Annotated in this window: 12 protein-coding genes and 1 riboswitch; of the genes, 5 read left to right on the top strand and 7 right to left on the bottom strand. The window is 39.7% G+C overall.

The window, feature by feature from the left end; genetic code table 11:
• Positions 1–103 precede the first annotated feature (103 nt).
• A complete protein-coding gene (locus tag GQR54_RS11325; protein ID WP_166377693.1) occupies positions 104–994 on the top strand; it encodes a dienelactone hydrolase family protein in 891 nt (296 codons plus the stop codon).
• Between the two features lie 12 nt (positions 995–1,006).
• On the opposite strand, the gene GQR54_RS11320 is transcribed toward GQR54_RS11325, so the two are convergent.
• A complete protein-coding gene (locus GQR54_RS11320; protein WP_166377691.1) occupies positions 1,007–1,945 on the bottom strand; it encodes a LysR family transcriptional regulator in 939 nt (312 codons plus the stop codon).
• A gap of 175 nt (positions 1,946–2,120) precedes the next feature.
• On the opposite strand from GQR54_RS11320, the gene GQR54_RS11315 reads away from it, so the two are divergent.
• Complete coding sequence (locus GQR54_RS11315; RefSeq protein WP_166377689.1) at positions 2,121–2,774, top strand: nitroreductase family protein; 654 nt, start codon at positions 2,121–2,123, stop codon at positions 2,772–2,774.
• A gap of 71 nt (positions 2,775–2,845) precedes the next feature.
• Here the strand turns inward: GQR54_RS11315 and ribB are convergent, their stop codons facing one another.
• From ribB to dapB, 6 genes are all read right to left on the bottom strand, one after another.
• Positions 2,846–3,499: a 3,4-dihydroxy-2-butanone-4-phosphate synthase gene (gene ribB, locus GQR54_RS11310; protein WP_166377728.1), complete on the bottom strand. Its 654-nt coding sequence runs from the start codon at positions 3,497–3,499 to the stop codon at positions 2,846–2,848.
• Positions 3,500–3,745: 246 nt separating this feature from the next.
• Positions 3,746–3,919, bottom strand: a riboswitch (FMN riboswitch).
• Positions 3,920–3,999: 80 nt separating this feature from the next.
• Positions 4,000–5,058, bottom strand: coding sequence for a S66 peptidase family protein (locus tag GQR54_RS11305; RefSeq protein ID WP_166377687.1), 1,059 nt, complete (start codon positions 5,056–5,058; stop codon positions 4,000–4,002).
• 334 nt (positions 5,059–5,392) lie between these two features.
• A complete protein-coding gene (gene greA / locus GQR54_RS11300) occupies positions 5,393–5,869 on the bottom strand; it encodes a transcription elongation factor GreA (RefSeq protein WP_024610351.1) in 477 nt (158 codons plus the stop codon).
• Positions 5,870–5,917: 48 nt separating this feature from the next.
• Complete coding sequence (gene carB / locus GQR54_RS11295) at positions 5,918–9,136, bottom strand: carbamoyl-phosphate synthase large subunit (protein WP_024610350.1); 3,219 nt, start codon at positions 9,134–9,136, stop codon at positions 5,918–5,920.
• Between the two features lie 16 nt (positions 9,137–9,152).
• Positions 9,153–10,289 carry a glutamine-hydrolyzing carbamoyl-phosphate synthase small subunit gene (gene carA / locus GQR54_RS11290; protein WP_166377685.1) on the bottom strand — a complete coding sequence of 379 codons (1,137 nt, stop codon included), beginning with the start codon at positions 10,287–10,289 and terminating at the stop codon, positions 9,153–9,155.
• A 362-nt stretch (positions 10,290–10,651) separates the two neighbouring features.
• Positions 10,652–11,455, bottom strand: a complete 804-nt coding sequence (gene dapB / locus GQR54_RS11285; RefSeq protein WP_166377683.1) for a 4-hydroxy-tetrahydrodipicolinate reductase — start codon at positions 11,453–11,455, stop codon at positions 10,652–10,654.
• 372 nt (positions 11,456–11,827) lie between these two features.
• On the opposite strand from dapB, the gene GQR54_RS11280 reads away from it, so the two are divergent.
• The 3 genes from GQR54_RS11280 to GQR54_RS11270 all read left to right on the top strand — a co-directional run bounded on the left by GQR54_RS11280 (position 11,828) and on the right by GQR54_RS11270 (position 15,243).
• A complete protein-coding gene (locus GQR54_RS11280) occupies positions 11,828–13,141 on the top strand; it encodes a Na+/H+ antiporter NhaC family protein (RefSeq protein WP_024607544.1) in 1,314 nt (437 codons plus the stop codon).
• 135 nt (positions 13,142–13,276) lie between these two features.
• On the top strand, positions 13,277–14,065 hold the full coding sequence (locus GQR54_RS11275) for a nucleoside-binding protein (RefSeq protein ID WP_166377681.1): 789 nt from the start codon (positions 13,277–13,279) through the stop codon (positions 14,063–14,065).
• Between the two features lie 161 nt (positions 14,066–14,226).
• Positions 14,227–15,243, top strand: coding sequence for an alpha/beta hydrolase (locus GQR54_RS11270; RefSeq protein ID WP_166377679.1), 1,017 nt, complete (start codon positions 14,227–14,229; stop codon positions 15,241–15,243).
• The last annotated feature ends 34 nt before the right edge of the window (positions 15,244–15,277 follow it).

Here is a 15,277-nt window from a genome sequence, read left to right as displayed (position 1 = left end):
CATCAACAGTCCTAATAATTGAAAGAAATATTGCTCGTTTTTTATCCCTAATACGTTATGGTATTTAAATAATAAATATACATAATAAAGTTAAGGAACAGCCATGAATACCCCGCTATCAGATCACATCCCGCAAGAAGCCTTTGATTGGTATGATGAATACGCCCACGATTTAATGGACCGCCGTACGTTTATGAAAAAACTCGGTGGCCTTGCTGCACTTGGTTTTTCGATGGCTGTACTTACATCAGCGCTATTACCTAATTACGCGTTTGCTGAGCAAGTCTCGTTTAATGATGACGATATTACGGCAACGTACGAAGAATTCGATTCACCAGACGGATATGGTAAGGGCAAGGGATATTTAGCCGTACCTAAAAACGTAGAAGGTAAGCTCCCTGTTGTGCTAGTGGTACACGAAAACCGTGGATTAAACCCGTACGTAAAAGATGTAGCAAGGCGCTTAGCTAAGGTAGGCTTTATTGCGTTTGCACCCGATGCGTTGTTTCCACTAGGTGGCTATCCTGGTAACGACGATGAGGGTCGTGCCATGCAAAAAACAATGGATCGCGCTAAAATTCAAAACGATTTTGTAGCCGCTGCACACTTTTTAAAATCGCATGCTAACAGCAACGGTAAGCTAGGCGCTGTTGGGTTTTGCTTTGGTGGCTACATTGTTAATTACTTAGCCGCAGTAGATAGTAATTTAATCAGCGCAGGCGTGCCTTTTTACGGCACTCCTGCAAGTGAGAGTTTACGTAAAAATATTAAAGCGCCGTTAATGATTCAATTAGGTGAGCTTGATAAACGTGTAAACGCATCGTGGCCACAGTACGAGCAAGATTTAAAAGCCAATAACGTTGAATACACTATGCATATGTATAAAGGGGCAAATCATGGTTTTCATAACGACTCTACTGGGCGTTATGATGAGAAAAAAGCAGAACTTGCATGGCAGCGTACTATTGAGTTTTTTAATAAAAAACTAAGTTAATCAGATTGCGTATTAATCCTTTAATACGCTTTTATCAATAATTCCTTTATTTACCAACTGCTGCAGAATAGTTTGGGATTTTGCTCTGCATGCATCACGTAGTAAACGTACCGCAGGCGTTATTGACTGCCTACTTGGGCAAATAAGCCATAATTCGCCATTAGTGTGTTGATAACCTGGCAAAGCAGTAACCACCCTATCATTGAGTAAATCATCGGCTATATCGAGTGCTGACTTTACTGCTAAGCCTTTACCCGCAACACACCATCGCCTCACTAGGTCACCATCGTTAGACGCGCGCCGACCATCCATTTTAACTTTATATTTTGACTCACCATCGGTGAACTCCCATGTGTTATTTATAATATCTTGTAGTTGATAAAATAAGCCTTGGTGATTAGCTAAGTCGTCTGGATGTTCAGGAGAGCCATTTTGTAATAAATATTCTTGAGTTGCACATAATAAGCGCGGTACGTTGCAAATTTTAAAACCGTAAACGCTAGCGTCACTTGGCGAGCCATAACGAAGTGCTATATCAACTGAATCACGATAAAAATCAATATTACTGTCACTTATATGCGCTCGGAGGCTTAACTTAGGATAATTATCCATCAGCTCATCAATCCATGGGATAACTAAATTTCGCCCCAAATCGGATGAAAGAGCAACACGTAATTCGCCTTCAATTTCGTCATGCTCACCTTTGAGGTTATGCTTTGCTTGCTCAAGTATTGCTAAAGCTTGTTCGCACTGAGGTATATAGCGCTCCCCAGCGGCTGATAACCTTAAATGATGTGTAGTACGTACAAACAGTTCACTGCCCAGTTCTAATTCAACACGCTTAATTACCGCGCTCGCAGTTGCTGTGCGCATATCTAATTTAGCAGCTGCAAGCGTAATACTTCTAAACTCAGCTACTTTTAGAATAAGTTTTAAATCTTCTATGTTCATATTATCTATATATATTTGATAATGTTTCAATGATTATGATGTTTATTAAATGCAAAGCAAGCGCTATTATCAAATCCGTAAAATATTCTTATTTAAAACTGATTGGTCACTATTGAATTATTTAAATTCAAACCAATTAATAACAACTCGCTCAATTTATTTATTTGGAAAAATAATGACTCACCCAATTATTAGTGATTTAGAAAAACGCTACACAACTAAACGTTACACAACTAAGCGTATTCCTCAAGATGACCTAGACGTAGTATATGAAGCTATGCGTCTTTCTCCTTCATCAATTAACTCGCAGCCTTGGAAGTTTGTTGTAATTGAATCTGATGAAGCAAAAGAACGTATGCATACTACCTTTGCTAATAAGTTTCAATTTAATCAGCCTCATATTAAAACAGCGTCGCACGTTATTTTATTTGCTTACAACCCTAAATATACACGTGACGATTACGCACAAGTAATTGATGCAGACATTAAAAACGGTCGTACTAAAGCAGAAAACCGCGAACAATCATTTGGTGCTTTCGCGTTTGTTGATATGAATACTGATGAGCAAGGCAATAACGCAACGTGGACTAAAGCGCAAACTTACATAGCGCTTGGTAACACAATGCATGCAGCAGCACGCTTAGGTATTGATTCAACTCCTATGGAAGGCGTTGATGCACAGTTGATTGGCGAAGTTTTTGAAAAAGAGCTAGATGGTTACATTTGTGATGTAGCTTTAGTACTTGGCTACCATGATGACGCAGAAGATTATAATGCTAAATTACCTAAATCGCGTTTAGCTAAAGAGCAAATAATTCAAGTTTTATAAGTTATATTTTTATTACATTAAAAAACCACTTATTTGCATTCAAATAAGTGGTTTTTTGCTTTTAAAGCGGCTTAACTCACTTTAAGCTGCGCAGCTTGAATGTATTGCACGAGATCTTCAATAGAAACCACGGTCATATTATGCTTATTAGCATAATCACTAACTTCAGGTAAACGTGCCATTGAACCATCGGGGTTGGTAAGTTCGCAAATTACACCAAATGGTTTTAAGCCTGCAAGTTGCATTAAATCAACCGATGCTTCGGTATGACCACGGCGAACTAGCACACCGCCAGTTTGTGCTTTTAAACCAAATACATGGCCAGGGCGCGATAAATCACTTGGTTTGGCGTTATCGGCTGTCGCTGTTTTTATAGTGGTTACTCTATCAGCAGCAGACACGCCTGTTGTAACGCCATGCTTAGCTTCAATAGTGACTGTATAAGCGGTGTTATTTTGACTTGTGTTGTGGGTTACCATTTGCGGTAAGTCGAGCTGTTTAATGCGCTCCTCCCCCATACACAAGCAAACAATACCGCTGCCTTCGCGGATCATTTCGGCCATTTGAGAAGTCGTTAAATGCTCAGCTGAAAATACAAAGTCGCCTTCATTTTCACGGTTTTCATCATCAACAACAAGTACGCCTTGCCCTTGCTGTAGTGCAGCAATTGCGCTTTGTACGCGGATATGGCTTTCGCCGAATTGAGTAAGTAGAGACTGAATCATCATTATATTCCAAATAAAAAATAATAGATTCAGGACTGTGAAAGGATCAGTAATATATCGCTTTAAATTTAAAACGATCACTACCAAAATAGCTTAAATAAAATAACAAAATGCACGCAGCAAAAAGCAGCGCACACTGTTATACCAACGGCATTAAATTAGTAACCTATTATAGCGCTAAAAAATAGCTCACTTAACGCGATATAATGATCATGTCTTTAATAAAATTGGTATTAGTATAATAAGCCATATTCTCTTTCATCCGGACTGTAACCGTCGGCTCTGGCATCTCACCAGATCTGCTTGACCTTTACTTAACCGAGAAAATTAGTTAAATAAAGCGCTCGCGGGCTCGTTTAAGTTATAAATAACATTAAACATACCGCCGGTGGGGAATTTCGCCCCGCCCTGAGAATGTACTTTTATAACTAAAGCGCTATAAAAGCGGGCTTATTATACCCTTTAACTTAATTACTTATCAAAGGTAAGTGAATAAACTTCTAACAAAGCTCGGTATTTAATGAGGCTTTGACTACTTTACCTTCATTTATGTCAGCGGTGATTGTACAAGTAGCACCGTTTACTAAATTTAAGTTAGGTGGAGCATGACCAATATCGGCATCAATAATCACAGGAAATAAACACCCACCTAGTGCAACATCAAGCGCGTGGCGGTAATCAAAAGAAGCATCTTGACCTTGAGTGATCACGCTGCGACCAATAATAATACCGTTTATATCGTCAAATATACCTGCTAATTTTAATGAAAGTAAAAACCGTGCAACGGTTGTTGGCGTCAGCTCTGAGTTTTCTAGGTATAAAATAAGCCCTTCGGGTGCACTGTGTTTTTTAAATTCATGCAGAGCCAAAAATGGAGAGTCGAGCAATAAGCCAACTGTATCTAAACACCCACCAAATAAGCGACCCGACATTTCAATAGTGCGTGAATCAAAGTAATTTAAACACTGCCACTGAGTAACTTCTGTGTGTTCAAACAATGCATTTGGGTTTTGTACGTAATCAGGTCTATTTTTTTGATAATGCGATGACGGTGCTTGCTCAAATTTGCTACCTGCTTCATAACTTAGTGTTTCAAATATTTGCAGGCAATAAGGACTTTTTTCGTCAGGATGTAACTGCATAAGATTAGCGCTGTGTAGTGTGGCCCATTGGCATTTTGCCGTGAGTGCGCATGCAATGGTGCTTACATCAGAGAACCCAACTAACCATTTAGGCTTTGCTTCTTTAATTGCATTAAAATCAAGTAGGGGCAGTATTTCCATTGCAAGCTCGCCACCAAATGGAGGCATAATTGCATCTATCTCATCATCTAATAAAAAACCCATTAACTGCTGAGCGTGCGCTTTAGCGTTAAGCTGTCCATGCGGTTTGCTTTGGCGTAAAAACTCTCCTTCAACAACATCATATCCTCGATGTTTTAATCCATTAATAACAATGTCTAACCGTGCATGGTACTTTTCTTTGAGGCCTGATGAAAGTGAACAAATTGCTATTTTTGATCCTACTTTTAAAGGCGCTGGGTAAAGTATATTAGCCATATATTTTCCTTTTTAGAGAATACGTTAATACCAATTACGTTAGATTAGTGATCTATTTTAGCGAAAAGAAAATAGCTCATTAACAAGGCGAAAATCATGACATATAGCTGTTCAATATAAATAATTTTTATCGCCGCTAGTGAGTTATTCAATGCGCTAGAATATATACGTCTTTAACAATATCGGTATAAGTACCTACTATACCAACATAGACCATATTTATAGAATATGAATACTGTACGTGCGCGTTTACCATTAAAGGTTAAATTACAGACATAAAAAAACCGATGTAATTACATCGGTTTTTATTTAAAACGTTAAAGTGAGTTATACGTTAAAGATACTCAACTTCAATGATTTCGAACTCAACAATACCTTTTGGCGTTTGAATAGACACTGCGTCGTCCATTTGTTTACCAATTAAGCCACGTGCAATCGGTGAGTTAACAGATATTAAGTTGTTTTTAATACTTGCTTCATCATCGCCCACAATACGGTATTTTACTTCAGCATCGGTTTCTACATTTACAATAGTTACCGTAGTGCCAAAAATAACTTTACCGGTATTTGGCATTTTAGTTACGTCAATTATTTGAACATTTGAAAGTTTAGCTTCAATTTCTTGAATACGACCTTCACAAAAACCCTGTTGCTCACGCGCAGCGTGGTACTCAGCGTTTTCTTTTAAGTCACCGTGTTCACGCGCAACAGCAATGTCGGCGATAATTTTTGGACGGGTAACTGTTTTTAATTCGTTAAGCTCTTTACGCAGTAAATCTGCGCCACGAACTGTCATCGGAATTGATTGCATACTTTTCTCACTTTACACCAAGGCCTTAGTTGGCCTTGGCACATTTCCTTAGTTCAATCGCAGGTGTAGCTCTTGAACTGACGTCACTTTACTACGGTCATCTGCTTTGTTAGCAGTACAGTTAGCGAATGCCGCGTTCAAGGTTGTCGTATAGTTGGTTTTATTTTGCAATGCACCACGACGTAACACCTTCGAATCTTCGATCGCTTGGCGACCTTCGGTGGTATTGACGATATAGCTGTACTCTTTATTCTTGATATAATCAAGAATATGCGGGCGGCCTTCATATACTTTGTTTACACGTCGTACTTCAATGCCAGCTTCTTCAAGAGCTTGTGCCGTGCCACCAGTTGCGTCAAGTTCAAAACCTAAGTCGGTCATAATTTTGGCTAATTCAACAATACGTGGCTTATCGCTATTACGAACAGATAATAACGCGCGACCACCGCGTGGTAAAGTATTGCTTGCACCTAATTGTGCTTTTGCGAATGCTTCGGCGAAAGTATCACCAACACCCATCACTTCACCTGTTGAACGCATCTCAGGACCACGGATTGGATCCACACCCTGAAACTTAGCAAACGGCAGTACAACTTCTTTAACGCTGTAGTAAGGAGGGATCACTTCTTTAGTAATACCTTGGCTTGCTAAAGACTGACCAGCCATACAACGTGCAGCTACTTTTGCAAGCGCCACACCGGTTGCTTTAGATACAAACGGTACAGTACGTGCAGCACGCGGGTTAACTTCAATTAAGTACACTTTGTCTTCTTTTACTGCAAACTGTGTATTCATCAAGCCAACAACACCAAGTTCAAGCGCCATGTCGGTTACTTGCTTGCGCATTACGTCTTGCACTTCTTGTGATAAAGAATGTGCAGGTAATGAACATGCTGAGTCACCTGAGTGAACACCCGCTTGCTCAATGTGCTCCATGATACCGCCGATGATTACTTGTTCGCCGTCACAAATTGCGTCGACGTCAACTTCAATCGCGTTATCTAAGAAACGGTCCAGTAATACAGGTGCTTCGTTTGATGCTTGCACAGCTTCGGTCATGTAGCGACGTAAATCATCTTCGTCGTATACAATTTCCATTGCACGACCACCTAGTACATACGACGGGCGTACAACTAATGGAAAGCCAATTTCAACTGACTTAAGTAAGGCTTCTTCAGTTGAAGTTACTGTTGCATTTTCTGGCTGAAGTAAGTTTAAACGCTCAACAAGTTGTTGGAAACGTTCGCGGTCTTCTGCACGGTCAATCGCATCAGGTGAAGTACCAATCACTGGTACGCCGTTTGCTTCAAGCTCACGCGCTAGCTTAAGTGGTGTTTGACCACCGTACTGCACGATAACGCCTTTTGGCTTTTCAACACGTACGATTTCGAGTACGTCTTCAAGCGTAATTGGTTCAAAGTATAACCTGTCAGATGTATCGTAATCGGTAGATACCGTTTCAGGGTTACAGTTAACCATAATAGTTTCGTAACCGTCTTCGCGAAGCGCAAGCGAGGCATGTACACAACAGTAGTCAAACTCAATACCTTGACCGATACGGTTTGGACCACCACCAATAACCATGATTTTATCACGATCTGTTGGATTAGCTTCACACTCTTCATCGTAAGTTGAATACATGTAAGCAGTGTCTGAGCTAAATTCTGCAGCGCACGTATCAACACGTTTGTATACTGGCACGATGTTTAATAAATGACGTTTTTTACGAATTTCAGCTTCAGATACACCTGCAATTTCTGCTATACGCGGATCTGCAAAGCCTTTGCGCTTAAGTTTACGTAGGAAGTCAGCATTTAAACCCGCCATGCCTACTTTCGCTATTTTTGATTCGTCTTTTAAAATGTCTTCTATTTGTACTAAGAACCAGCGGTTAACTTTAGTCAGTTCGTAAACATCATCAACGCTCATGCCATGGCGCATTGCATCAGCAATGTACCAAATACGCTCAGCGCCTGGCTCGCGTAGTTCACGAATTATTTTTTCTTTTGCTTTAGGGTCATCAAGCGCAACTATCGGGTTGAATCCCGTTGCACCCACTTCAAGACCACGTAATGCTTTTTGCAACGACTCTTGTTGGTTACGACCAATTGCCATTACTTCGCCAACTGATTTCATTTGCGTAGTTAAACGGTCGTTAGCACCGGCAAATTTTTCAAAGTTAAAGCGAGGAATTTTTGTAACAACGTAATCGATTGAAGGCTCAAAAGACGCGGGTGTTTTGCCACCAGTAATATCGTTTTGAAGTTCATCAAGCGTGTAACCTACTGCTAGTTTTGCTGCAATTTTAGCAATTGGGAAACCCGTTGCTTTTGATGCTAGTGCAGATGAACGTGATACACGTGGGTTCATCTCAATGATAACCATACGGCCATCTTCTGGATTAATACCAAACTGTACGTTCGAACCACCGGTTTCTACACCAATTTCACGTAATACTGCCATAGAGGCGTTACGCATAATTTGGTATTCTTTGTCGGTTAGCGTTTGCGCTGGTGCAACGGTGATTGAATCGCCAGTGTGAACACCCATAGGGTCAAAGTTTTCAATGGTACAAACAATAATACAGTTGTCGTTTTTATCACGTACAACTTCTGTTTCGTACTCTTTCCAACCAATCAGTGATTCATCAATTAGTAATTCGTTCGTTGGCGATAAATCTAAGCCACGTTCACAAATTTCTTCAAACTCTTCTAAGTTATACGCTACACCGCCGCCGGTGCCGCCCATGGTAAAAGAAGGTCTGATAATACATGGTAAACCAATGCGCGTTATGATGTCTTTGGCTTCATCCATAGAGTGAGCAATCTCAGCTCGAGGACACTCTAGACCAATATTTTTCATTGCGATATCGAAACGTTCGCGGTTTTCTGCTTTGTCGATTGCATCAGCCGTTGCACCAATTAGTTCAACGCCATGTTTAGCCAATACACCGTGCTTGTCTAGTTCAAGCGCACAGTTTAATGCCGTTTGACCACCCATTGTAGGCAGTACTGCATCTGGCTTTTCTTTTTCAATAATTTTTTCTACCACTTCCCAGTGAATTGGTTCGATGTATGTTGCATCGGCCATATCAGGGTCGGTCATGATAGTTGCAGGGTTTGAGTTAACTAATATAACTCTGTAGCCTTCTTCTCTAAGTGCTTTACACGCTTGAGCACCAGAGTAGTCAAATTCACACGCTTGACCAATTACAATTGGGCCTGCGCCTAAGATAAGAATGCTTTTTATGTCGGTACGTTTTGGCATTATTACTCCAGTTAAATTAGTGTTTACGCGCTTGCATCAAATCGATGAAGTAGTCAAATAATGGGGCTGCATCGTGCGGACCAGGGCTTGCTTCAGGGTGACCCTGGAAGCTAAACGCAGGTTTATCTGTACGATGAATACCTTGAAGCGTTCCGTCAAATAACGATTTGTGCGTGGCACGAAGCGTACTTGGCAGGCTTGACTCTTGAGCTGCAAAACCATGGTTTTGAGCTGTGATCATAACTACATCGCGGTCTAGGTCTTTAACTGGGTGGTTAGCGCCGTGGTGGCCAAATTTCATTTTTTCTGTTTTAGCACCTGAGGCAAGGGCTAATAACTGATGGCCTAAACAGATACCAAAAATTGGTGTGTCGGTTTCTAAAAAGGTTTTAATTGCATCAATAGCGTAAGTACATGGCTCAGGATCGCCAGGGCCATTAGATAGGAAGATACCATCAGGGTTTAAAGCCAGTACGTCAGCGGCAGAGGTTTGCGCTGGTACTACTGTAAGTTTACAACCACGGTCTACAAGCATACGTAAAATATTACGCTTTACACCGAAGTCGTAGGCAACAACATGAAACTTTTCATCAGCAGCATCAAGGGTTTTAAATCCTTCGCCTAATGTCCAGCTTGATTCGCGCCACTCAAAATTTTCCTTGGTTGAGACAACTTTTGCTAAATCCATACCTTTTAAGCCTGGGAAGGCTTGCGCGGCTTGTAGCGCTTTATTTTCGTCTAGCTCGTCGCCAGCAATAATACACCCGTTTTGTGCGCCTTTATCACGCAAAATTCGAGTTAACTTTCTGGTGTCGATGTCCGCAATACCTAAAATATTACGTTCTTTTAAGTAATCATCTAACGATTGCTCGTTACGAAAATTACTCGCTAGCAGTGGCAAATCACGGATCACTAGGCCTTTAGCCCAAATTTGATTCGCTTCTTCGTCTTCGCTGTTGGTACCCGTATTACCGATATGTGGGTACGTCAAAGTTACGATTTGTTCCGCGTATGATGGATCAGTCAAAATTTCTTGATAACCAGTCATAGACGTATTGAATACTACTTCACCGACTGACATGCCGTCAGCGCCGATTGCAGTACCGCGAAACACTGTGCCGTCTTCTAGGACTAACAGAGCGGATTTAGTCAAGTTAAACCTCCTAACAGTAAAAAACGGGAGTAAGCAATTGCTTAACACCCCGCCAATACCCAGAGGGATCGTCAAAACCAGATTTCTGTGAGCTTAAATTGTTTTACGCAATATTAAATGATGCAGATGTAAAGCATTCAACCTTCAATCATTTTTTCTTGCCTAAAACTATTTTTATTCCCACTGAAACCCCGGATTTACTAGCCACTTGGGTATAATTGGAAACACGCATTTAGTAATTTTTGGCAAATTGGCTGCATATTACATTAAGTTAGCTTTTAGGTCTAATATTATTTAGTAAATCGTTACAAACAAGTCACTGTAGGCAAAATTAGACCCAAACAGTTAAAAAAGTAACTAAACTACTTCAGATCTAGTACATCTTGCATATCATAAAGTCCTGCAGGTTTATTTTTCAACCAGCTTGCAGCCCTTACAGCACCTAGAGCGAATGTCATTCTTGAACTTGCTTTATGGGTTAATTCGAGTCTTTCGCCCATTGTGGCGAAGTATGCGGTGTGTTCACCTACTATATCGCCCCCTCTTAGTACCGAATAACCAATTTCATTTTGCGATTTAGCTGTCTCCACTTGGCTGCGGTCATATACAGCAACCTCGTCGTGGTCCCAGCCTTTAGCCTGTGCAATTGATTCGCCAATGGCTAATGCTGTGCCCGATGGCGCATCGATTTTATGACGATGATGCGCTTCAAATATTTCAATATCTAAATCGTCACCAAATTTGGTCGCTGCGGTTTGTACTAGGTTTAATAATACATTTACGCCAACACTGTAGTTTCGCGCAAATACAATAGGAATATGCTTAGCGGCATCGTGTAAAAGTGCCATATCGTCGCTTGTTAAGCCCGTCGTGCCAATAACCATAGGAATTTTTTGTGCTACAGCGGTTTTTAAATGGTTTTTCATACCAGCGGGAAGCGTAAAGTCGATTAAAACATCTACATTATCTATTGTGGTTTCTTCGCTAAAGCTAACACTGTTATCGGCTGCGCTATTTACTTGATTTATATTAATACCTAATAACGATGAACTGCTACGAACGTATGCACCTGTAAGTTGTGTTTGCTCTTTAATTGTCGCTGCTTCTAATAGAGCTAAGCCCATTCTGCCATTAGCACCAAAAACGCCTATTCGATTTGTAGTCATTGTTTTTACCTAATTTAAATTTGAATCCGTTTTTTACTAATCTGTGTATATATCCGGTGCATTACAAATACGCGCTTAGGCATTTTTATGCAGTTGGACAAATATTAATCGCTGAAAATAGCGTTACTTTGTAGATATTATCTAAAAGTCATGCAATAGTCAGGTGACCTTTTAATTTAATAATAATAACAATACCAGTTTACTTTAGCCATCTATACATTTAAACTTCTCTTTCGCGTCGATTTGGTCTTTGGCTTGCGGGCGCTGCACTCTCCTAATTTTGTTAATGATTAACATAGTAGGTAGATTTGCTAAATTCAGCTAAAAGAGGAATTTTTGGCTGTTGTAAATTAACTGGTTTCGAGGATTATGATGCAGCCATCATTTAACAAAAACAAAGCAATACTTTCTTTACTACCCCTTTTAACCTTTGTAGCACTATTTTTAGGCTCAGGTTTATATTTGCAATCTCAAGGGGTTGATTACGCTTTTTATCAACTTCCTGCTCCAGTGGCTATATTACCTGCCATTATGCTTGCGTTTATTTTAAATAAAGGCACGGTAAACGAGTGTGTAGAGACCTTTATTAAAGGTGCCGGACACAACAATATTATTACCATGTGTTTAATCTACTTACTTGCAGGTGCGTTTTCTGCCGTTGCCAGTGCAACCGGTGGTGTAGATGCGGTAGTAAATGCTGGCTTATCACTTATTCCACCTTCGTTATTACTTCCTGGTTTATTTTTAATTGCAGCGGTTGTATCTACTGCAATGGGTACGTCGATGGGAACGATTGGTGCTATTGGTCCTATTGCATATGCAGTATCCATCAAAACAGGTATCGACCCTGCGTTAATGGCCGGTACGATTGTATCTGGCGCTATGTTTGGCGATAACTTATCTATTATTTCAGATACCACTATTGCAGCTACGCGAACGCAGGGCTGTGAAATGAAAGACAAGTTTAAAGAGAATCTTAAAATAGCAGTACCCGCTGCAATACTAACTATTGGCTTGTTGTTTTATTTAACACCTGCAGCACAAGTAGTTGAAACCAAAGATTACGATATTTGGTTAGTACTTCCTTATGCCTTTATTTTAGTGTTAGCCGTTGCTGGCTTAAACGTATTTGTAGTGTTATTTAGCGGTATTATTTTTGCTGCACTTATGGGCTTTACAGGAAGTTATGAAGGCGCAAGCTTTGTAAAAGATATTTACAAAGGCTTTACCGACATGCAGGAGATATTTTTACTCTCTATGTTTATTGGTGGATTATCTGAATTTATTCGCATTAATGGTGGCCTTGATTATATTGCTCATAAGATTCAGGCAATTACAAAAATCATTGCAAAATGGCATCGCAAAGTGGCTGATCAATTAGGTATTGCAGCATTAGTTATGACAAGTAATATGTGTATTGCTAATAACACAGTATCTATTATTGTTGCTGGCCCTATTGCTAAAAAGCTGGCAGATGATGGTGAAATAAGCGGTAAACGCTCTGCAAGTTTGCTTGATATATTTGCTTGTGTAACGCAAGGTTCACTTCCTTATGGCGCACAAGCGCTACTGTTAGGTGCTACGTTTAAAATTAGCCCGTGGGAAGTATCAACGTCTTCTTATTACTGTTTTATTTTAGCATTTACGGCGATTACTATTATTTGTTTACGCCGTAATAAAGCGTAATAAATTGAGTCATTACATGTTGCAGCTTATTAAGTAGGCTGCAACATTTGTTAAAATTAACACTCTATAAATCAATTACTCCTGCTATAATCTCTGCTTCCGCCTGTCATTAAAATTATAGTTAATTAAACAGTTATGAAATTTAAAAAATCACTTTCCCTCGTTAGCCTTGCGTCAATTGCTTTATCGTCATCTGCTTTTGCAGCAAACTGGAGCAGTACAGCGCTACACCTTAATAATGGTTTTCAAAAAAACCCGTTTACCGAAAAGAAATCAAATACAACCGTTTATTCTATTCAGCATGCTTCCGGTTATGAATTTGGTGATAACTTTTTCTTTATTGATTACAGTAATGATCTTAAAGACGATGGTTACCAAGACGATGACTTTTATGGCGAATTTTACACTACAGTTAGCATGTCTGCTCTTTATGATGAAAAAGTGGGTACTGGCAATTTATTAGATATTGGTTTAACAGCCGGTATTAATGTTGCCCACGATGCAAAAATGGTTAAGTACTTACCCGGCGTTAAATTAAGCTGGGATGTACCAGGGTTTAACTTTTTTCAAACACTAATAACTGCCTATATTGACGACAGCGAAGGTGTAGCAAAAGGCGGCGCCCCTATTGAAACTAATAGCTGGATGCTTGATGTAGCTTTTGAATACCCTTTCACTATTGGCTCGCAAAAATTTAGCTTTAAAGGCCACGCTGAGTACATTGCAAAGCGTGAAGATGAGTTTGGCAATAATGTAGAGGCGTGGATACTCGCTCAACCTATTTTAGTGTGGGATATGGGTAACGCCCTTCAAATGAAAGAGAACACATTACTGCTGGGTATGGAATTACAATACTGGCACAATAAATTAGGTACTGAAGTCACTGAATCGGTACCTCAAATCCATATTGAGTGGACATTTTAAACTTTTACAATCAGCTCTTTACTCAGTAATAATAAGCGAAGCACAATTTTAGCTTCGCTTTTTTTCGTCCACGTAAAACATTTAATTGAACAGGTTTAAATACTTAGTTATTGTTGTACTTCTTTTTAAGCCAAGCGTTCGCCTTTAATAGGAGTAACTGAATGTCGTCGATTAAAGTTATTTGTTTCTCTACTTTATTAGTACTAACAAACAATGCCTTAGCTGGCACTTCTCAAGATACATCCGCCCTTTCTTATGATGCACTATTAAGCAATTACGAATACGATTTTAAGGTAAATTACTTTGCACTTGAGTCGCAAAAACAATCATTAAAAATGGCTTATATTTACTTAAAGCCTACTAAAGCCGGTATGCCTACAGTTACACTTATGCACGGCAAAAATTTTAATGCTGACTACTGGACTACAACCGCTCAATATCTGCAATCTTTAGGTTATGGGGTATTAATCCCTGATCAAATTGGTTTTGGCAAGTCGTCTAAGCCAACTAATTACCAGTATTCGTTTGCGACGCTTGCTCATCATACTCACGCGTTAATAGATTCACTTAATATTAAAGAGTCGATTGTACTTGGGCACTCTATGGGCGGGATGCTAGCGAGTCGTTTTGCATTAATGTATCCAAATACAACTAAAAAGCTAATTTTATTAAACCCTATTGGGCTTGAAAACTACCTGCAGTATGTTGATTACAAAGATACTAATTTTTTCTATAAAAACGAGCTTTCAAAAACACCGGAAGGCGTTAAACGTTATCAACAAAAAAATTACTACGATGGTAAGTGGAATACAACATATTCAGCCTTAACTGACTTTATAACAGGGCAAATACAAGGCCCAGATAAAGAACAAATGGCATGGGTAAATGCTAAAACATACGACATGATTTTCACTCAACCTGTAATAACCGAATTTAAAGATTTAATTGTTCCGGTTAAATTAATTATTGGTACACGCGACAGAACCGGCCCAGGCCGTAACTGGAAAAAAGAGGGTGTTGATTACGAGCTTGGTCGATACGATAAATTAGGCAGACACGCTGCAACACTAATTCCTGACGCACAATTATTCGAACTAGATAACTTAGGGCACCTGCCGCACATTGAAGATTTTGAACGCTTTAAAAATGTATTACAAAAAGCGCTTACAACTAAATAAAGGTGAGTACTGAATACAAAAACCCCTGTAAGTA

This window comes from Pseudoalteromonas sp. Z9A4 (assembly GCF_011378845.1).
In the GTDB taxonomy this organism is placed as follows: Bacteria; Pseudomonadota; Gammaproteobacteria; order Enterobacterales; family Alteromonadaceae; genus Pseudoalteromonas; species Pseudoalteromonas arctica.
Note: the sequence above shows the minus strand (reverse complement) of the source record. Positions and strands in the feature narration are given on the sequence as shown.

Coding starts and splice junctions, on each gene's coding strand:
- GQR54_RS11280 (WP_024607544.1), top strand. CDS start 11,828: ATGCAGCCATCATTTAACAAAAACAAAGCAATACTTTCTTTACTACCC.
- dapB (WP_166377683.1), bottom strand. CDS start 11,455: ATGACTACAAATCGAATAGGCGTTTTTGGTGCTAATGGCAGAATGGGC.
- GQR54_RS11305 (WP_166377687.1), bottom strand. CDS start 5,058: ATGGCTAATATACTTTACCCAGCGCCTTTAAAAGTAGGATCAAAAATA.
- greA (WP_024610351.1), bottom strand. CDS start 5,869: ATGCAATCAATTCCGATGACAGTTCGTGGCGCAGATTTACTGCGTAAA.
- GQR54_RS11320 (WP_166377691.1), bottom strand. CDS start 1,945: ATGAACATAGAAGATTTAAAACTTATTCTAAAAGTAGCTGAGTTTAGA.
- GQR54_RS11270 (WP_166377679.1), top strand. CDS start 14,227: ATGTCGTCGATTAAAGTTATTTGTTTCTCTACTTTATTAGTACTAACA.
- carB (WP_024610350.1), bottom strand. CDS start 9,136: ATGCCAAAACGTACCGACATAAAAAGCATTCTTATCTTAGGCGCAGGC.
- ribB (WP_166377728.1), bottom strand. CDS start 3,499: ATGATTCAGTCTCTACTTACTCAATTCGGCGAAAGCCATATCCGCGTA.
- GQR54_RS11315 (WP_166377689.1), top strand. CDS start 2,121: ATGACTCACCCAATTATTAGTGATTTAGAAAAACGCTACACAACTAAA.
- GQR54_RS11275 (WP_166377681.1), top strand. CDS start 13,277: ATGAAATTTAAAAAATCACTTTCCCTCGTTAGCCTTGCGTCAATTGCT.
- GQR54_RS11325 (WP_166377693.1), top strand. CDS start 104: ATGAATACCCCGCTATCAGATCACATCCCGCAAGAAGCCTTTGATTGG.